This window comes from Ensifer sp. SSB1 (assembly GCF_016652895.1).
Lineage (GTDB): Bacteria > Pseudomonadota > Alphaproteobacteria > Rhizobiales > Rhizobiaceae > Ensifer.
Genome location: NZ_JAEPRP010000013.1, coordinates 45,884 through 65,308 on the forward strand (window position 1 = coordinate 45,884; position 19,425 = coordinate 65,308).

Below are 19,425 nucleotides of genomic sequence, written 5' to 3' on the forward strand. Positions count from 1 at the left end.
GCGGCGGCGCGTCGAGAGAGGGGAAGGCTGCGCGGCCAAGTGCGTGCATCGATGGCCGGCTTTCGCTGACCTCAGGTTTTTCCAGCCGTTGCTAAAACTTGCCAAATGGCAGAAGCTTCTTTCACGCCCCTCGGGCCCAGTGAGCCGGAGCAGATGCAGACCATGACAGAAGCTTCTACTACCCAGCCGACCCAACGCGGCGACGCCCGCATCTGCCGGGGATGCTGGGATCAGATGCATGTGCCGATCCCCATTCGCGGGCCCCTGGCGCTGCCGTTTCGTGCCTTCGGCATCACCCGGAGCAAGATGAACCCGAACATCTGCACGATTTGCGAACGCTCCTTCCGTTATGTGAAGAAGCAGAGTCACGTTGCGGCAAGCGCGACCATTCTCTTTGCCGATATCCGCGGTTTCACCCATCTTTCGGAGAGGATCGAGCGCATCCGCCTGAGCGAGATCGTCAGCCTGTTTCAGGACCGCTGTGCGCAGGCGATCTGGGCGCATGACGGCATCGTCAACAAGCAGATGGGCGACGGCCTGATGGCGATCTTCAACTTCCCGATTATCCGGAAAGACCACGCCGAGGCGGCGATCCTGGCGGCCCGCGAGATCCAGCGGCTCTGCGCGGCCGCCCTTGGCAGCCTGCAGCTCGGCGATCTCAAGGGAGAGACGCTCGGCGTCGGGGTCGGCATTCACACCGGCGATGTCGAGATCGGCGAATTCTCGACCTTCCGCAGCGATTTCACCGCGATCGGCGGCACGGTCAACCTGGCGTCCCGGCTCGAATCTCAGGCCGAGGCGGGTGAGATCCTCGTCTCGCCCGAAACCGCGGCCGAGGCCCAGGCGCTGACGGCCGGCGCCGGAACGCGGTTGCTCGTGCTGAAGGGCATCAACCAGCCGGTTGAGGCGCGGGTGCTGGCGACGCACTGACGGGACCGGGGGGAGCGACAGCGTCGCACCGCCGGTGTGCGGCAAGCGGTGCTGGCCTTGCCGGTCAATGCAGGGTGGCGCTTGCTGCCTGCCGTTCCTCCTTGTCGTGCAACGCAAAGCGATCGACCATGTCGGCGCTCGCCTCGTTGAAGCCCAGCACCTCGACCTCGACGCCGAGGCGGCGGAACTTGATCACGACCTTGTCGAGCGCGCCGACGGCGGTGATGTCCCAGAGATGGGCCGCATTCAGATCGATCACCACCTTCCGGGCCACGTCCGCGAAGTCGAATGACTGCACGAAGCTTTCGGCCGAGGCGAAGAAGATCTGGCCCGACACGCGGTAGGTCGTGGTGCCGGCGGTTTCCCCGCTCCTGGTCACGCTGAAGAGTTTTGCGACCTTGCCGGCGAAGAAGATGCCGGAGAGAAGCACGCCTGTGATGACGCCCTTGGCGAGATCGTGCGTCGCGACGACCGTTGCGACCGTTGCCAGCATGACGACGGATGAAGGCGGCGGATTGCGCCCGAGATCGACGATCGAGCGCCAGGAGAAGGTGCCGATCGAGACCATGATCATGACTGCGACCAGGGCCGCCATCGGAATGATGCGCACGAGATCGTTGAGAACGACGATCAGGAACAACAGGAACGCTCCGGCCACGAAGGTCGACAGCCGGCCGCGGCCGCCTGACGTCACGTTGATGACGGACTGGCCGATCATGGCGCAGCCGCCCATGCCGCCGATCAATGCGGAGGCGATGTTTCCGGCACCCTGGCCGATGCATTCCTGGCTCTTGTTGCTCGGCGTGTCCGTCATGTCGTCGACGATCTGGGCGGTCAGCAGCGATTCCAGCAGGCCGACGGCCGCGAGCGTCACCGAATAGGGCAGGATGATCTGAAGGGTTTCAAAGGTGAGCGGCACCTGCGGCAGCGTGAAGACGGGCAGCGACGAGGGAAGCTCGCCAAGATCGCCGACCGTGCGCAGGTCCATGCCCGTCCACCAGGCGATGAGGGTGAGCACGGCGATAGAGACCAGCGGCGAGGGCACGGCCCGGGTGACGAAGGGAAAGAGATAGATGATTGCCAGCCCGGCGCCGATCATGAAGTAGGTCTCGACCGGGACGCCGATCAGCTCCGGCAGCTGCGCCATGAAGATGAGGATCGCCAGCGCATTGACGAAGCCGGTGATGACCGAACGCGATACGAAGCGCATCACCCGGCCGAGCTTCAGGAAGCCGGCTGCGATCTGGATGATGCCCATCAGGATCGTGGCGGCAAAGAGATACTGGAGCCCGTGCTCCCTGACGAGCGTGACCATTACGACTGCGGTTGCGGCGGTCGCCGCCGAAATCATGCCCGGACGGCCGCCGGTGATGGCGGCGACGCAGGCGATGGCAAAGGAGGCGTAGAGCCCGACCTTGGGGTCGACCCCGGCGATCACCGAGAAGCCGATCGCTTCCGGGATGAGGGCGAGAGCGACGACGATGCCGGAGAGGATGTCGCCACGGATGTTGGAGAACCACTCCTGACGGTAGTTTGAAAAAGCGCGCATGGGAAAAATTTCACAGTTGAATGCAACGGGCCGAGGGGGCTCGGTCCTGTGGGTACAGAAGTTGCGTTGCTGTGTTGTCTGGCGGATCGGCGGCCAGAAGAGCCACCCGGAGTTTCACCGGGTCCTTGTGGATGGCCCTTCGTAGCGAAGAAACCGAGCCCGCGCAACAATCGCTGCCGGTAAAGGCAAGTGCGTTGGCGAAAGCCTACTCAGTGGAAGCTCGCCTGATAGCTGGTCGCTATCAGGGAGATATGAACGTCAAGAGGCGGGCGCAGTTCGAAGGCTCGCGGATGGCGCGAGAAATCATAGAGACGGAGGAGACACCATTCCTGGCGTCGCATCTCGGCCACCTCAAGTTCGTTGCGGGAAATATGGAAAGGTGTTCGTTCCCAACCGTTGGTGGTCTTTACCTCAATCAAACGCACTCGCCCATCCGGGGTAAAGCTTGCGATGTCATAACCCGCGCCATCGCCATCTTCCTGGGCCACCCATCGAACCTGGCGGGCCAGATCCTGGCGGCCGCTCTGTTGTAGCTGCAGGCGTTCATGATGGAGTACGCGCTCTTCCCCAGCGCGGCCAAGGGCGCGATTGCGTTCGTCTCTCCCGGCCACATCGAAACGCCGTGCAACCGTCTGCATCTGCGTCAATTCAGCGGGTGGTGGGGCATTGTGCAAAGTGGGCGCGACGCCGATGAAAAGCGCAGGTGGCTCCGCCACACCGGGCACAAGCTCGGGGCCAAGGGCGCTATCCCATTGCGGATGTCGGGCCAACCATCGGGATATCGCCTCTGCCAGCGACATCTGAAAATTGAAACGCGGCTGGTAACCGCTGAGGATAGGAAGGCCAAAGCCCTTTGCAGCTGCCGAAATGTTGCAATGTTTGAATTCTATCGAGCCGCGACTTTTTGCGAGCTCTCCCTGGAGAACCCGGTTTTGCAGGGCCTTGTTGTAAGGGCGACCGGAAAGCTCGTCGCTCAGCATGGAAAAATAGGCCGCGACGATCGCGTCATTTTCCTCATCTGTCCAATCCCCTGCGCCCATGCTCGCCAGGCTACGCAGCGCACTGGTATCTGTCATCCGAAGAAAATGCGCTGCGGCCTGCTTCTATGTCTTCATCCCCCGAAATTGAGTGCCTCAACCCATGGCTGAGGAGTGGGACCAGGGCGCGAGGACCTTAGACGTTGCCCAAGCATCATCGAGAGGGTTTGATCACATGCGCCGGCCGCTGTGAGGCGATGTGTCGACGACAGCCACGCGTTACGCCCAAAGATCGCGCACGCATTTTCCCCGGGACGGCAGGTCCTTGAAGGTGTCGAAGCCGTCAAAATGGTCGATGGGGAGATCGGCGACTTGCTCCAGTTCCGCCAGCCTCAGATTGACGGCCATGCGCCGGCGTCCGTGTTCGTCGAGATGCAGGCTCCGCCAGGCGACGACGCCGGCGCAGGTCGGGCAGAACAGGATCTCGAGCGAGGGGGTCTTCTCGTCGGCGCGGGTGTAGGAGGTGGTTTTCCCGGTCACGCCGATCCGCTCGCCTTCGTAGTCATAGGCCCAGAGCGTGCCATAGCGGCGGCAGAGCGTGCAGTTGCAGGCGGTGATCGATCCGGGGTCGCCTTCGAGTGACCACTTCGCGTTGCCGCAATGGCATGAGCCTTTCAGCATGGTGCATCGATCCCGTTGTTGAGGTGGAGGGATACTGCGCCGGTTGGCCGGTGGCTGCAATGCTGGCCTGTGACGAGCAGACACTGCCGAGCCTGACGTCGCCGCTGCGACGTCAAGCGGAACGAACTGCCGGTCTCGGCCGTTTTCGGCCAAGGGCGGGCCGAAATGGTATATAGAGAGGGAAGCGCAGAGGCGCCCGAATGGCGCTTTGACGACCCCGGCGGTCCTTCGTCCGGACTTGCCGCAAGCGTCTCTGCCACGATTGCCGCTCCGCCCTCGGGCCCAGGTCGAAAAGGGAGCGCCTCGATTATGAACGACGACGCAAGCCTGTCTCTTGCGGCTCATGAAGAGTTCGAGCGCAGCAGTGCCTGGTTGACCGGGCAGATGGAGGCGTTCCAGGCCGCCGTCAACGGCGCTCCGCTTTCGGCGTCGCTCGATATCCTGATCGCGCTGGCGCTTCGTCAGGTGGCCGGGATCGCGCACTGCGCCTTCTATATCGCCAATACCGACGGCACCGAGCTCAACTATGTCACGGGCATGCCCGATACCTTTGCGGGCGGGGTCAACGGCTTCAAGCTCGGGCCGAGCGCGCTCGCCCACGGCCTTCCCATCGATTTCGGCAAGCCTCTCATTACGCCCGACGTGGAAAACGAGCCCAGGTGGAAGCCCTGGCTGTGGCTTGCGCGGGAATCCGGCTATCGCGGCTGCTGGTCATTTCCGGTCGAGACGGCTGCGTCCAAGGTCGTTGGTACCTTCGCCATGTTTTTCGCAGAGCCGCGGCAGGCGACCGCGGACGATCTGGCCGTTGCCGAAAACCTGACGCACACCGCCTCGATGATCATCGCGCATCATCAAAGCCGGCAGCAGATCAGTGCCGAGCTGGAAGACAGCGAGCGGCTGCAGGCCATCAGCCTGGAACTGATCAAGGACGGACGGCCGGAGGCCGTCTACGAGACCATATTGGACGGCGCCGTCGGCATCATGCGGTCGCAATTCGCCAGCCTGCAGATGTTGCATGCCGACCGGGGACCGGGCGGCGCGTTGAACCTGCTTTCCCATCGCGGCTTCAGCGACGAGGCAGCGCAGTTCTGGCAATGGGTTCGCCTGGGCTCCGGATGCACGTGCGCGCGTGCGCTTCACACTGGAAAGCGCGTGATCGTGTCCGACGTCGAGGCTGCGGAATTCATGCGGGGAACCGCGGACCTGGTGGCCTATCGGCAGGCGGGTATCCGCGCCATTCAGACGACCCCGCTCTATTCCCGTGGTGGCGCGATCATCGGCATGCTGTCGACGCATTGGGAGCAGGTTCACGAGCCGACGGAGCGGGAGCTGCGCCTGCTGGACGTGGTGGCGCGCCAAGCGGCCGACCTGATCGAGCGCGAAAAGGCGGAGATGGCGCTTCGGGCGAGTGAGGAGCGGCTGCGAACGGCGGTGGAGGTAGGCGGCCTCGGCCTCTGGGACTGGAATGTCCTGACTGGAGACGTGCATTGGAGCAGCGAGCACTTTCGCATGCTGGGCTATGGCGTGGACGAGGTGACGCCGAGCTATGAAAACTGGTCCGCGCGCATTCACCCGGACGACCGGGCGGAGACCGAAGCCCTGCTGGAGCGGGCGCAGGCGATGCGCAGCGAGTTCGTCACGGAGTTTCGCACGAAGCACCCGGATGGCGCCGTTCGCTGGCTGCAGGGGCGCGGCCGCTTCTTCTACGATCAGACTGGGCAGGCGGTGCGCATGGTGGGCGCCATGACCGACACCACCGAGCGGCGGGAATGGGAAAACCGCCAGAAGGTGCTCGTCGCCGAGCTCCAGCACCGCACGCGAAACCTCATGGCGGTCGTCAGGGCCATTGCCGAGACCACCGCGCGCAGAGCCAGGGACCTGCCGGATTTCTACGCCCATTTCCACAGTCGCCTTTCGGCGCTGGCCAGGGTTCAGGGCCTGTTGTCGCGCCTGACCGACCAGCAGCGTGTGGCTTTGGATGAGCTTATCCGGGCGGAACTGGCGGCGGTGGATGCGGATATGGGCCGCGTGCGGCTTGAAGGCCCCGCCGGCGTGAAGCTGCGTTCATCGACGGCGCAAACGCTGGCGATGGCGCTGCATGAACTGGCGACCAACGCCGTCAGGTATGGCGCCCTGGGACAGGCCGGCGCCACGCTATCCGTTCGCTGGCGCATCGACGCCGGGCAGGACCAAAAGCTCTGGCTTCACTTCGACTGGCACGAATACGGCGTGCGCATGCCGCCTGCAGCCGAAGCCGGCGCGGGCACGGGACACGGGCGCGAACTGATCGAGCGGGCGCTGCCCTATCAACTTCAGGCAAGATCGAGCTTCACCCTCGCGCCCGATGGCCTGCGCTGCACCATCTCCATGCCGGTCTCCGAACTGAACATGGCTCGGTGAGGAACGCTTCCAGGCGTTGTCTGCCGGCTCGTGCGGCAATATTGTGGGGCTTGCCGCGTTCCGCCATCCGGTGTTAAGTGCCTGCCATCGCGAAAAGCGACTGCCTCCCTTGATCCGCTCAGTGGCGGAGTAAACAGGTGGACGAATTCCCGTCCAGGCGGTCAAGCACACGCCATCCCTGCTTTTGAGCACGGATCGGCCAGCGTTTCCCAAAACCCATCGCCTGCATCGTCAGGTCACCCAATCGCAAGGCATCGGCGCCTGTTGGCGTGCGCGTGCTTGCGTCGATCGGAACGCGTCATGAAGAAACCTCTCATCGTCATTTTCACTGCCATCATGCTCGATGCCGTGGGCATCGGCCTTATCTTTCCCATCCTGCCTTCGCTGCTGAAGGAGGTCACAGGGGCCGAAAACGTCGCGCCCTATATCGGCACCATGACCGCCCTCTACGCCGTCATGCAATTCATCTTCGCGCCGGTTCTGGGGGCGCTCAGCGACCGGCTGGGCCGCCGGCCGGTACTTTTGATCTCGCTTGCCGGTGCGGCCATCAACTACCTGGTCCTGGCCTTTGCGCCCAATCTCTCAATGCTCTTCCTCGGCCGTGCGATCGCCGGGCTGACAAGCGCCAACATGTCGGTTGCGACCGCCTATATCACCGACATCACGCCCGAGGATAAGCGCGCCCAACGCTTCGGCCTGTTCAACGCCATGTTCGGCATCGGCTTCATAATCGGACCGGTTCTCGGCGGCGTCGCCGGCGATCACTGGCTGCGTCTGCCGTTCATCGCCGCGGCGGTGCTGAATGGCTGCAATCTGGCTCTGGCCTATTTCGTGCTGCCGGAGTCGCGCACACCGAGCCGGGAGAGGATCGACCTCGATGCGCTCAGCCCGCTCAAGCCGCTGCGCTGGGTGTTCTCGGTCAAGAGCGTGCTGCCGATCGTCTTCCTCTTCCTGGTCTTCAGCGCCACGGGCGAGGCCTATGGCACCTGCTGGGCGCTCTGGGGCAGCGAGACGTTTCAGTGGAACGGCTTCTGGATCGGCCTGTCGCTCGGCGCCTTCGGCGTCTGCCAGACGCTCGCCCAGACGTTTCTACCCGGGCCGGCGGTGAAGCTCTTCGGCGAGCGCGGCGCCATTCTGGCGGGTATCGCCGGCGTATGCCTTGCGCTCACCGTCATGGCCTTTGCGACCGAGGGCTGGATGATCTTTGCGATCATGCCGGTCTTTGCGCTCGGCGGCATCGGCGTGCCGGCGCTGCAGTCGCTGGCAACCCGGCAGGTCGACGAGAGCCAGCAGGGCCAGTTCCAGGGTGTGTTGGCCTCGGCCGTGAGCCTCGCCTCGATCATCAGCCCGCTCGCCTTTTCGAGCATCTACTTTGCCGTTCGCGAACAATGGCCGGGCGCCGTCTGGCTGTCCGTCGTCTTCGTCTATGCGCTGGGCGGCTTGCTGGTGCTCGGCCTGCGCCTGACGAAGCCGGTGGCGGCCCCGGTCGCGTCGTAGCGCGCCGAGGGCAGGGTTATGGTACGCGGATGGGACCGGATTGATCCGATCCGCGCCGAGCGGGACGCAGCCCCGTGGTCTACTTCGACGTGCGATCCAGCCACATGACCTTTTCCTCGCCGAGCATCATACCGGTCTCGCGGAAGCCGAACCGATGATAGAGGGCGTAGGCGCGGGCGTTGTCCGGGTAGACGCCGAGATAGATGTCGCCGCATTCGGGGATCGTGGCCATGTGGTCGAGCAGGGCTGCCAGCGCCTTGGCGCCATAGCCCTTGCCCTGATGGCGGGCGTCGATCATCAGCCGGTAGATCCAGTGATTGCCGTCATCCGGATCGAGCGCATACATGGCAAAGCCGACGGGGGCGCCCTCGGCAATGACGGCAAAACCCACGCATTCCTGGCGCTCGGCGAGTTCTTCGAGAGACTCCTCATTGCTGGCGATGAAATTCATCTGGTTTTCGTGAACGTCGAGCTTTCGGATGACGTCGGCATCGACGGCATCGACGGGCAAAAGTGTAATCGTCATTCGTTCCTCATGGTCGACGCTTTGCTTCCCGGCCGCCCTGCCGGCGCCTTCTCATCACGGGTGGGGAGAAGGGACGATGCGGCGCTCGCAGCGGCCACATCCCAAGCCTGGAGAACGCGCCGGTCGCGTCGCAGCCTACGCGAAACGGGCGGTCGTCAAGTGGAACGTGGTGCAGCCGTTTTCCTCTCCTGGCAGCCTAAGAGAGAGTGAGGCCTGGCTTCCAGGCGCCGGCGCATATCCAGCGGGGCAAAGGCGTCAATAACAATTTGATTTATAAGTGGTTTCTATTCAGGCCGAATCCGGCCGCGGCAAGTGTAGCGCGGGAAACCGGAAAGGCGAGCCCTTGTCGAGGATGCGCATTGCGGGAACATTGCGGACCGCTTGGCGGCTCTGCGGTCACGCCGGTTCGCCGCTCAATTCTCGTCCAGAATGCGCGGCTCGGGCGTGCCCGACCATTGAAAGGTGATGGTGCGGCCCTGGCGGACGTTCTGGATGACCGAGGGGCGGAAGACGGCGAGGCACTCGCCTTGCTGATCGCGGGCGGAGGGATAGATCAGGCCGTTGCCGCCTTCGGCAAGAATGGTGGCGGCGAGCGCCTGGCCGGCGGGGTAGGCGACAGCCGTATCTGGGGAGAGATAGGCGGCATCCTTTTCGCCGCGCACATCATGGAAGCGGCAGGTGAAGCCGGCGATCAGTTCGCGGTAGCGGCCGATATCGTGGAAGCTGCCGGCTTCGCGGAGCGCCCGGGTGCGGTGGTAGACGATCTCCGTCTGGCAGGTCTGAAGCGCGCGCGGGCCGAAGGCGCAGTACCAGGCGCCACGTTCCTCGCCGTTGAAGCGGTTGCCCGGCGGGCGGGCATGGCAGAAGGCGGCATTGATCAGCGACCAGCCATAGCCGAAGGTCTCGTTCAGAAGCTCGGCCGGATCGACGCCGGCGGGCAGGGCAAGCGGGCTCAGCCGCGCCGAGGTCATCGCCTCCAGCCGGTTGAGGATCTCGACCTCGTCGTCATCGTCCGCCAGCGGCTTGACGGCGGGCTCGGTAATGTAGGCGGTCGAGATCAGGCGGACGGTCGCCGGCTCGTTGAAATCGATCTCCGGGATCATCAGTTCACAGGCCGCCGCGCAGGCCATCGAGGTAGCGCCGCACCTTCAGCATCATCGGAATGCCGCCCTCGATCATCAGCTCGACCGGTGAATGGCCGGCAAACAGCGGCCCGGTGTTGACCGCCTTCGGCCACTGGTAGGTGAGCGGTCCGTTGAAGAAGAGGCGCAACCCCTTGAAGATGCCGACGATCAGGCTCGCGCGCATGCGCTTGTCCTGGTCGAGCTTGCCCTTGAAGTCCCCCGCCTTCATCCGGTTCCAGGTGGCGATCGGCACATCGAAGAGCTGGGCGGCCTCCCTGTTGGTGAGATGCCAGAGGTCACAGGCCTTGACCACGGCCTTGACGATGACGGCCTCTTCCTGGCGGGCCGCTTGCCTGTCGGGGGCGAAAGCCGGTTGAGTGCTGGCCATGGTCGTCTCCTATGCGGTGACTGAATGTATCATATGATATGAAATGGCGATGTGGTGAGGAAAGTCAAGGGACGATGACGAGTTTGCTGTGTGGAGTGTTGCCGAAGGGATATCGGTGGCGAGGCTCGGCTTTGTCCGGCATTCGGTCGAGGTCAATCCAACTCGTCAATTCAGGCCGGCACGGGCTAGTCCCTCGATCAGGCGCGCCCGATCCTCGGCGCGCACGAAAGACGATGTTGCTCCGACCGCGTCGCGTGAGATGTCTGGAACGATCGATTTCAGCCGTCCGAGCAGGTCCGTGGCAGCCTCCCGGTTGTCCAGAAGTCCGGCACAGGCCGTGCCGATGATCAGCGGAACCGCGTGGCCGGACCGCAAGCGATGCGCCTCTCGCGCGTAGCTCAATCCAAGTTCGTAATTTGCGCCCTGGAAATAGGCCATGGCGTAGTAAAACTGAAAGTCGCCGAGAAAAGCCTCGCGCGGGCTCAGCCTGAGGGCGTAGTCGATGCAAGGAATGGCATCCGACGCGCGGCCCCCGTTGGCATGCGCAAGTCCCAACTGGCCGTGCGCAAACGCGGAGTTGGGGTTGATCGCGACAGCCTGGCTGATTGCCGCCATTGCCAGCACATTGTCACGTGTCGCAAAGGCGATCATCGCCTGCGCAAGGTAGGTCCACGGCTCCTTGTCGTCCGCGGCAATGGCTTGCTGGACGTAATCCCTGCCAAGGGCCAGCGCGTACCCCATGTCCTCCCACCCCTGGAACGCGCGCCACATGGTAATCCAACCTTTCATGGCAAGCGCCTGGGCATAGCCGGGAGCCAGCCCGATTGCCCGATCGAGCAGGGGGAGCATCTTTTCGCTGCTCTCCTCAGACAATTGCGAACATAGGAACACTGCCCGCACGACACATTCCCAGGCATCAAGGCCGTGATGCGGCTTGGGACTTTCGCGGGCATGCTCTGCCGCGAGCAGTTCCGGCCCGATGCGGCCGACGACGCTTGCGGTGATTTCGTCCTGAATGGCAAAGATGTCGCCGAGGTCGCCGTCGTACCTCTCGGCCCAGAGATGGACTTCGGAGGCCGCATCGATGAGCTGCGCGCTCACTCTCATCCGGTTGCCGGCCTTGCGGACACTCCCCTCGAGAACGTAGCGGACCCCGAGTTCGCGCCCGATGGCGCGCACATCCACGGGCTTTCCCTTGTAGGTGAACATCGTGTTGCGGGCGATCACGAAGAAGCCCTTGAGCTTGGACAGCGCGGTCGTGATGTCCTCGGTGAGCCCATCGCTGAAGAAGTCCTGCTCCGGGTCGGCGCTCATGGTGTTGAACGGCAGCACGGCAATGGATGGTCGGTCCGGAAGTGCGGGCCTCGGTGATGCCGTTTGTGCGGTCGTCCTTTCCAGAACGGGGCGGTACAGCCGCACCGGCCGGTCCATGTTCTTGAGCGCGCGTTCGCCGAGATACTCGTAGTCGCAGTCAAGCTTGCCCTGGAGGTGATCGTAAGCCGTGCCGGAGATGCAGATGCCGCCTGGATCCGCCACGGTCTGGAGGCGGGCGGCGATGTTGACGCCATCGCCGTAGAGATCCCCATCAACCTCGTGGATCACATCCGCGAGATTGACGCCGATCCGAAAGATGATGCGTCGCTCCCGCGCGATATCGGCCTGGTTCTCGGTTACCCCCTTCTGGATGGCGACCGCGCACGCCACGGCATCGACGACCGAGCCGAACTCCACGAGCGCACCGTCGCCCATCAGCTTGACGATCCGGCCCTGATGCTCGGCGAGCAGCGGATCGATCACCACCCGGCGCAGATCCTTGAGAGCCGACAACGTCCCAGCCTCGTCGTGTTCGACGAGGCGGGAATAGCCGACGACGTCAGCGGCCAGGATCGCGGCCAGCCGCCGCTCTGCTCTTGCAGTTGCCATGGCTGTCTCCCCCTCAGGAGATCCGCCGAATGAACCCCAGGCGATTGACGCGACATGCACAATCCGGCTGCCCGACACCGCGACCGCGCCGGTTGATGATACCACCGCGGCGGTCATCTGGCGACGCTACAGGAGTGCCGCCTTCAATGGCACTTGCTCCATAATGCCGAAGGAGCGTTGGCGGGCCGGATAGGGAGCCGCCTTCTACAGATGCGGCCCCAGCAGCGACAGATCGGCCTCGCCGAGACGGTCCTTCGCGGTCCAGAGCTGGTGCCAATAGGGGTAGATCACCGGCGGCAGGCTGACGGCGTCGAGCAGTTCGCGTTCCTCGTCGGAGAGCTTCAGGTTGGCGGCGGCGAGGTTGTCCGAGAACTGCGCATCCGTGCGGCCGCCGATGATGACCGAGGTGACGCCCTTGCGGCCGATCAGCCAGGCAAGCGCCACTTGCGCCGGCGACACGCCGCGCTCGCCGGCGATGGCAACGAGCATGTCGACGATCTTCCACAGCCGCTCTTCGTCGCGGATCGGCGGCTCCTTCCAGCCGGCGAGCTGGCGGGTGCCCTCGGGCGTTTCGTTTCGGCGGTGCTTGCCGGAGAGCAGGCCGCCGGCAAGCGGGCTCCAGACGAGCACGCCGAGCCCCTGGTCGATCGAGATCGGCATCAGCTCGTATTCGGCCTCGCGCGCCTCCAGCGTGTAGTGGATCTGCTGGCTGACGAAGCGCTGCCGGCCTTCGAGCGCACTGATGCCGAGCGCCTTCATGATGTGCCAGCCGGAAAAATTGGAGCAGCCGATGTAGCGAACCTTGCCGCTTCGAACGAGGCTGTCGAGCGCCTCCATCGTCTCTTCGAGCGGTGTGAGGCCGTCCCATTCATGCACCTGGTAGAGATCGATGACGTCGGTCTTCAGCCGCTTCAGGCTCGCCTCGCAGGCGGCGATCAGGTGCTGGCGCGAGAGGCCGCCGTCGTTGGGTCCAGGCCCCATGGAGAAACGCGCTTTGGTTGCAACCAGCACGCCATTCTTGCGCTTGCCGCCGAGCACGTCGCCGACGATCTCCTCGCAGGCGCCGGTCGAGTAGATGTCGGCCGTGTCGATCAGGTTGACGCCGGCATCGAGGCAAAGATCGACGTAACGGCTCGCCTCCTTGAGGCCGACATTGCCGACCTCGGCGAACTTGCCGCGCCCGCCGATGGTCATCGTGCCCATGGTGATCGTGGAGATTTTCAGGCCGGAGCGGCCGAGCAGCCGGTATTCCATGGTCGCGGGTCCTTTGCTGGTGCAGGCAGAACGGAACGGGGACGCAAGCCACCGTTGTGGATCAAGCCGAGCGTGATACTGGCCGTAAGGTAGCAGCGTGTTCCGGCCGGGCAAGGTGTGTACGCCTGCAACACCCTGCAAACGGATGTTCACGCTTGGTGAGGCTCCTGTTTCTTAGGGCTGGCTTGCACACGGTGAAATGGTATCGTCCCGGCCGAGAGATGAGGGGAATCACTCGATGAACGTTGCGAAGCGTCTGCTGTCCGCGTCGGCAATCGTTGCCAGTCTGTCTTGCGTTGGTGCGCCTTTGACGGCGAATGCGGCTGAAAACGGCGCCGGCTTCTATCTGCTTGGTGCGCGTGGCCCGATGGCCGGCCTGCTGGCACCGCCCGGGCACTACATCCAGAACGATACCTATTTCTATTTCGGCGAGCTCAAGGGCAACAAGCAGCTTCCGCTCGGCGGCGAGATTGTCGGCGAAGTCGATGCGAAGCTCTTTGGCGACTTCGTCACCGGCCTCTGGGTCCTGCCCGAGGAGGTGATGGGCGGCAATCTCGGCTTCACGGCGATCGTGCCTTTCGGCGGCCCCAACGTCGAGGCCACGCTTTCCGCCCCCAGGGCCGGCCGCTCGGCCTCTGTCAGCGACTCGATCTTCACGATCGGCGATCCCGTGTTCGGCGCCGTCCTCGGTTGGCACGAGGGCGATTTTCACTGGACCGCGAACGCCACCGTCAACGTGCCGATCGGCGATTACCAGAAGGGTCAGCTCGCCAACCTGTCGTTCAATCGCTGGGCGGGTGACTTCACGCTCGCCGGCACCTGGTTCAATCCGGAAACCGGCCTCGACCTTTCGGGTGCGGCGGGCTTCACCTTCAACGGTGAGAACCCGGCGACCGATTATCGCACGGGTACGGAATTCCACGCGGAATGGGCGGTCACCCAGCACTTCAATCCGGAATTTTCCGCGGGTGTTGCGGGCTATTTCTACCAGCAGGTGACTGGCGACAGCGGCGCCGGCGCAAGGCTCGGCCCCTTCAAAGGCCGTATCGCCGCAATCGGCGGCACCATGGGCTACAATTTCAAGATGGCCGAGACGCCGGTGTCACTGACGCTGAAGGTCTTCCAGGAATTCGGCGCCAAGAACCGGCCGGAAGGTACCGCCGGTTTCGTCACCGTTGCCTTCCCGATCGGCACGCCGCCGGCGCAGGTCAAGTAAGCTTCGTCAGCATCTGCGCCGGCTCTTTCGGCCTCGGGCGCAGCCGGAGTTGCTTTGTCGCCGGATCGGCGCATACTCTCGTTATCGCTGGGCTGTGCTAAGGGCCCCGGCGGCTGGAAGATCAGTCGCGCTTTCGCCCCAGTACAGGAGGTCGAGCGTTGTCTTCCGCGAAGATGCTTCTCCCCCACGAAATGAACGAGATCGATCAGATCTTCGGTGACATTCTGCGTGAGCGCGGCCTGTCGCGAGATTGCGAGGCCGCGTCCACAATCGCAAAACGCATCTTCAATTGTTACCAGCGGGAATCCGCAAGGCGACAGCCCTGAAACATACGATCGGTTTCGAGTTGAGATCGGTGTCTCGGGAAAACGCTGACAAGCTTGTCCACGGGAGCCGGGAGGGCTTGATACACGAGATCGCAGGCGAAGTGGACGGCCAGATCAGCCCGGACGAACTCGACATGCTTCAACGCACCTTCGATCGGGTGTGCATCTGGTGCAACATCCCACGTTATGGAAAGCGCGCCGATCGGCTGGCGCGCCAACTCACGGGCCAGTTCCGCAGCGGCATTTCCGACGAGACGGCTTTGTTCGAGAGCGCCATGTGGCTGGAGCAGCACTTCGGCGCCACATGGCGCCGCTCGGATGCCTGACTTCAACGCGATACGGCGACCTTTGCGCGTCTGACGCGGGCTGTAGGGTGAATCGCGCGCCTACATATCGACAAAGCGCGGCGGCATCAGGTTCCTGTATGGGAACATGTGGAAATAGGGCCGCGCTTCGGCGAGCACGCGGCGCACGGAGGCGCGCTCCAGCAGGCGTTCGAAATAGGCGGCGAGGTGCGGGTATTTCTCATCGAAGGGCTCGACGATGCCGCCATAGAAGAGCGCGGGCGTCGCGGCGCAATCGGCAAGGCTGAAGGCATCACCGGCGGCGTATGTGTTGTCAGCGAAGTGCTTGTTGGCCATGCCATAGGCAAGGCCAAGCGCCGCGCGGGCGTCGCTGACGCCGCGGTGGTCGTTTTCGCCGGATGCGCGCAGCGTGTCCGTGACGATCTTCTGCATGGGCACATGGATGTAGAGATCGAAGAAGCGATCCCAAAGCCGCGCCTTCAGCGCGGTGTCCTGATCATCGGGGATCAGCCGCTGGCGGCCGGGATAATGGCGATCGAGATATTCGATGATGATCGACGTTTCCGGCATCACGACGTCACGGGCGCTATCGGTGAGAACCGGCATCTTGCCGACCGGCCAGAGTGCGGCGAAGCGCGCTGCCTCCTCCGGGTCGAGCAGATCGACAAGGCTGCTCTTGAAGGGCGTCTCGTTCTCATAAAGCGCAATCAGCACCTTATGGCAGAAGGATGCGAGCGGATGCTGGTAGAGTGTGAGGGACATGCGGAGGGTCTCCGGTTCGGACGGGTCCAATGGGCCGATGGCGTTGCGATAGAACTAGCGCCACGCTTTCGATTGTCGATCTCGATAAATGATATAATTTCACAACCGGTTTGAATAAACAATCGGATTTTGACGCCGAACGAAGCCGATAAATGCGGCGGCGGGCGCCGGATCTGTGCCGATTTTGCGCACAGCCATTGAAAGCGCAAAAGCTGCCCTAGAATTAATAGAGGGAAGGGTGTCGTAACGCTCGGCGCCTCTACGGCACCGCGTCTTCATCAGGCGCGCAAAGGTCGCCGTAGTCCTTTGATCTGCTGCATGTCTTTGTCCTTAAATCGACGCCGATTTGAGGAGACATGTATTGGCAATCGCGACAGGGGAGGATCGCCGATGCGCTGCTTCACGGTACTTGGGCCCTCACAGACCGGAAAGACCACGCTGGTAGAAAAGCTGGCCGGTTTGGAGGGGGCCTCCAGAAAAGCTGTTTCACCCTATGGACTGAACCTCACGGAATTCGAGTTTGGCGGCGAACCCTGGTGCGCGCTGGATGCGCCCGGCGGAACCGAGGCGCTGGGCCATGCGCAGCATGCGCTGATCGCCAGCGACGCCTGTGTGCTCTGTGTCTCGCCGACGCCGGAGGAGGCGGTGCTGGCGGCCCCCTACCTCAAGGTCATCGAGGCTTCGGGCACGCCCTGCATTCTCTTCATCAACCGCATGGACGAGCCGCGGGCGCGGCTGCGCGACGTGATCGCGGCGCTGCAGGACTATTCCGGCCACATGCTGCTGTTGCGCCAGGTGCCGATCCGCGAAGGCGACAAGATCGTCGGCACCTGCGACCTGATCTCCGAGCGTGCCTGGCGCTACCGTGAAGGGCAGACTTCGGCGCTGGTCGAGATACCCGATACGGTGATGGAGCGGGAGAAGGAGGCGCGCGCCGAGCTTCTCGAACATTTCTCCGAATTCGACGACTGGCTGCTCGAAGAACTGATCGAGGATCGGGCGCCGGCGAGCGACACGATCTATGCGATCTCCACGCGGCTCTTGAAGGAAAACCGGATCATCCCGGTGCTCGTCGGCTCTGCGAGCCATGCCAACGGCATCCTGCGGCTGATGAAGGCGCTGCGCCACGAGGCGCCTGATGTCGAGGCGCTGCGAAGAAGACTGGCGGCGGCGGGCCCGATGGCCGAGGCAGCGCTTTCCGCCGTGAGCTTCCACGCTTACCACCGCGCCAATGTCGGCAAGACCGTCCTGGTAAGGGCGCTGACATCGGGGATCAAGCAGGGCTCGACGCTCGGCGGCGGCAGCCTCGGCTCGCTGCAGGACCCGGCAACCGGAAAGCCGCTGCCGAACGCAACGCCAGAGGCGGGCGCGATCATCGCGGCGGTGAAATCCGAGCACCTGCCGGTGCCGGCGCTGCTTGCCGCCAATGCGACCGCCGAGGCGCCGGACTGGACGGTGCCGCCGACGCCGATGCTGGAGCGCATATTGGTGCCCGACAGCGAGCGCGACGAGACCAAGCTTTCCGGCACGCTCGCCAAGCTCGCCGAGACCGACCGCGGGCTTGCGGTCATGCAGGAGGAGGGAACCGGCGCCCAGCTCGTCTGCGTGCAGGGGCCGATGCATCTGCGCGATCTCTGCAGGACGCTCGCCGACGTCTTCCATGTCGGCGTCACCGACAAATCTCCGAGCCCGACCTATCGCGAAACGGTGCTGAAGCCCTCCGACGTGCACTACCGCCACCGCAAGCAGACAGGCGGCGCCGGGCAGTTCGCCGACGTCAAGCTCAGCGTGCATCCGAACGAGCGCGGGGCGGGTTTCTCCTTTGCCGAAACGGTGAAGGGCGGGGCGGTGCCGCGCAACTTCATCCCGGCGATCGAGGCCGGCGCCCGCGAAGCGATGGAGAAGGGCCCGCTCGGCTTTCAGGTGATCGATGTCGGCGTGACCTTGACCGACGGCCAGCACCATTCGGTCGACAGCAACGACTTCGCCTTCCGCGCGGCCGCCAAGATGGGCGTGCGCCAGGCGCTGTCGCAGGCATCAGCCGTGCTGATGCAGCCGGTCATCCGCATCGAGATCCACATCCCCTCGATCTATTCCGGCAGCCTGGTGCCGATCGTCTCCACCTACAAGGGCCAGGTGCTCGGCTTCGACCGCGACGAGACCGCCAAGGGCTGGGACATCTTTCGCGCCCTGGTGCCGGGATCGGCGCTCGACGATCTCGCCCGGGCGCTAAGGGCGGCGACGCAGGGGATCGGCTATTTTTCGAAAAGCTTCGACCATTTCGAGGAGCTGTACGGCAAGGAAGCGGACGCGGTGGTCCATGCGCATGGCGCGCAGCATGCGGGGTGACGGGGACGAAAGTCGGCGCTCATGACGTAGAGTTTTCGAACGTGCATGCACCAGCCTTTCGGTCAGATGGAGGGAGGAGTGTGTGCGATCGGCGATCCGGTTCAGGCTGCCATTGCACGGTAGCTTGCGCATCCCCCGAAAGCGTCCGAAACCATACGCTGCCAATACCTACGCTAGTGGCGATTGTCTCGCCAAGACGTGCGTCCGGTATTCCATGTAACGCTAAGCTAATACATCTAAGCGCCGGCGCCACAAAACCTCATCGTTGCGCTTTCATCCACGGAATATACATTGGGTTGAGGCGTGGGCTATTGGGGGTGCAATATGACGGACGCAGACACGGTGGTTGCCGAAGGCGAAGGGATCGAGATAAACCAACCCATCAGCGTCAAAGACTTTCTTGAGAAAACCCACCCTTCCGCCCAGAAGTCAGTTTTTGACTTGTGGGAGCTCGAAGGTGGCGTTGGCACTTCACGAAGGCGGAAACCTGTCTACCCCGACATACGGCTGCACTGTCGGGTGTGCGAAGGTGAGCGGACGTTCCGCTGCGCGACTACAAGTAATAGTATATCTTGGGATTTTCGGATCACTAGCGCTCACCCGATCTACAGATGTGGTGATTGCCTAGAAGAAACTAAACAGTATTCCCTGAGAATTACTTTTGCTGACGAAGGGGATGGTCAACTTTATAAGTACGGAGAGTATCCACCGTTCGGTATTCCCGTCTCCAATCGAGTGCTCCGCTTGTTTGGTAAGGTTGATGCGGAACTCTTCCTCAAGGGGAGGCAGTGCGAAAATCTTGGCTACGGGATCGCAGCTTTTGCGTACTACCGTCGCGTCGTCGAGAATCACCGAAACGACCTGTTTGATGAGATCATCAAGGTCTGTCAGACGGTTGGGGCATCAGCAGAACTGATCGAAGAGCTTAAGGCGGCGAAGAAAGAGATCTCTTTCTCCAAGTCCATGGAAAAGATTAAGACCGGTCTCCCTCAGGGCTTGCTTATCGATGGGCACAATCCGCTCAACGCGCTGCATGGCGCCCTAAGCGTAGGGCTTCACGGCGAGAGCGATGAAGATTGCCTCTCCAATGCTCAAGCTGTACGGCTCGTTCTCAGCGATCTTATTGAAAGAATTGCCTTGCTTAAACAGGAGAACAAGCAGCTTAGCGTGGCTGTGCAGCGCCTTCTTGCAAAGCGAGCATGAATAGCGCCATTGACT

16 protein-coding genes and 1 other annotated feature are annotated in these 19,425 nt (G+C 63.2%); of the genes, 7 read left to right on the forward strand and 9 right to left on the reverse strand.

Annotation, left to right across the window (positions count from 1 at the left end):
• The first annotated feature begins 162 nt into the window (after positions 1–162).
• Positions 163–930 (forward strand): adenylate/guanylate cyclase domain-containing protein, encoded by a 768-nt coding sequence (locus I8N66_RS05400; protein WP_291150574.1) that lies wholly within the window; start codon positions 163–165, stop codon positions 928–930.
• A gap of 64 nt (positions 931–994) precedes the next feature.
• Here I8N66_RS05400 and I8N66_RS05405 read toward each other — a convergent pair whose 3' ends face one another.
• From I8N66_RS05405 to I8N66_RS05415, 3 genes are all read right to left on the reverse strand, one after another.
• The gene (locus I8N66_RS05405; protein ID WP_291150576.1) at positions 995–2,479 is read right to left on the reverse strand and encodes a SulP family inorganic anion transporter; all 1,485 of its coding nucleotides are present in this window, start codon (positions 2,477–2,479) and stop codon (positions 995–997) included.
• 72 nt (positions 2,480–2,551) lie between these two features.
• Positions 2,552–2,607, reverse strand: a sequence feature (sul1 is cis-regulatory element that is thought to sense ions involved in sulfur or methionine metabolism; They are found in Alphaproteobacteria).
• Between the two features lie 81 nt (positions 2,608–2,688).
• Positions 2,689–3,555 carry a DUF3883 domain-containing protein gene (locus I8N66_RS05410; protein WP_291150578.1) on the reverse strand — a complete coding sequence of 289 codons (867 nt, stop codon included), beginning with the start codon at positions 3,553–3,555 and terminating at the stop codon, positions 2,689–2,691.
• Positions 3,556–3,735: 180 nt separating this feature from the next.
• Positions 3,736–4,137, reverse strand: coding sequence for a GFA family protein (locus tag I8N66_RS05415; protein ID WP_291150579.1), 402 nt, complete (start codon positions 4,135–4,137; stop codon positions 3,736–3,738).
• Positions 4,138–4,446: 309 nt separating this feature from the next.
• On the opposite strand from I8N66_RS05415, the gene I8N66_RS05420 reads away from it, so the two are divergent.
• A complete protein-coding gene (locus tag I8N66_RS05420) occupies positions 4,447–6,537 on the forward strand; it encodes a GAF domain-containing protein (protein WP_291150581.1) in 2,091 nt (696 codons plus the stop codon).
• Positions 6,538–6,837: 300 nt separating this feature from the next.
• Entirely contained in the window at positions 6,838–8,034 is a 1,197-nt protein-coding gene (locus tag I8N66_RS05425) for a TCR/Tet family MFS transporter (RefSeq protein ID WP_365886848.1), read from the forward strand.
• A 79-nt stretch (positions 8,035–8,113) separates the two neighbouring features.
• On the opposite strand, the gene I8N66_RS05430 is transcribed toward I8N66_RS05425, so the two are convergent.
• From I8N66_RS05430 to I8N66_RS05450, 5 genes are all read right to left on the reverse strand, one after another.
• Positions 8,114–8,560 carry a GNAT family N-acetyltransferase gene (locus tag I8N66_RS05430; RefSeq protein ID WP_291150586.1) on the reverse strand — a complete coding sequence of 149 codons (447 nt, stop codon included), beginning with the start codon at positions 8,558–8,560 and terminating at the stop codon, positions 8,114–8,116.
• A 413-nt stretch (positions 8,561–8,973) separates the two neighbouring features.
• Entirely contained in the window at positions 8,974–9,690 is a 717-nt protein-coding gene (locus I8N66_RS05435; protein ID WP_291150588.1) for an RES family NAD+ phosphorylase, read from the reverse strand.
• Positions 9,668–10,072: an antitoxin Xre-like helix-turn-helix domain-containing protein gene (locus I8N66_RS05440; protein ID WP_291150591.1), complete on the reverse strand. Its 405-nt coding sequence runs from the start codon at positions 10,070–10,072 to the stop codon at positions 9,668–9,670. The genes I8N66_RS05435 and I8N66_RS05440 overlap by 23 nt, the downstream gene beginning before the upstream one ends.
• A gap of 165 nt (positions 10,073–10,237) precedes the next feature.
• Complete coding sequence (locus I8N66_RS05445) at positions 10,238–11,995, reverse strand: adenylate/guanylate cyclase domain-containing protein (RefSeq protein WP_291150594.1); 1,758 nt, start codon at positions 11,993–11,995, stop codon at positions 10,238–10,240.
• 204 nt (positions 11,996–12,199) lie between these two features.
• Positions 12,200–13,249: an aldo/keto reductase gene (locus I8N66_RS05450; protein ID WP_113539015.1), complete on the reverse strand. Its 1,050-nt coding sequence runs from the start codon at positions 13,247–13,249 to the stop codon at positions 12,200–12,202.
• A 238-nt stretch (positions 13,250–13,487) separates the two neighbouring features.
• Between I8N66_RS05450 and I8N66_RS05455 the strand changes: the two genes are divergently transcribed.
• Positions 13,488–14,465, forward strand: coding sequence for a transporter (locus tag I8N66_RS05455; protein ID WP_113539016.1), 978 nt, complete (start codon positions 13,488–13,490; stop codon positions 14,463–14,465).
• Between the two features lie 403 nt (positions 14,466–14,868).
• The gene (locus I8N66_RS05460; RefSeq protein ID WP_291150598.1) at positions 14,869–15,117 is read left to right on the forward strand and encodes a hypothetical protein; all 249 of its coding nucleotides are present in this window, start codon (positions 14,869–14,871) and stop codon (positions 15,115–15,117) included.
• 60 nt (positions 15,118–15,177) lie between these two features.
• On the opposite strand, the gene I8N66_RS05465 is transcribed toward I8N66_RS05460, so the two are convergent.
• Complete coding sequence (locus I8N66_RS05465) at positions 15,178–15,858, reverse strand: glutathione S-transferase family protein (RefSeq protein WP_291150601.1); 681 nt, start codon at positions 15,856–15,858, stop codon at positions 15,178–15,180.
• 390 nt (positions 15,859–16,248) lie between these two features.
• On the opposite strand from I8N66_RS05465, the gene I8N66_RS05470 reads away from it, so the two are divergent.
• A complete protein-coding gene (locus I8N66_RS05470; protein ID WP_291150604.1) occupies positions 16,249–18,207 on the forward strand; it encodes an elongation factor G in 1,959 nt (652 codons plus the stop codon).
• 324 nt (positions 18,208–18,531) lie between these two features.
• Positions 18,532–19,410: a hypothetical protein gene (locus I8N66_RS05475; protein WP_291150607.1), complete on the forward strand. Its 879-nt coding sequence runs from the start codon at positions 18,532–18,534 to the stop codon at positions 19,408–19,410.
• The last annotated feature ends 15 nt before the right edge of the window (positions 19,411–19,425 follow it).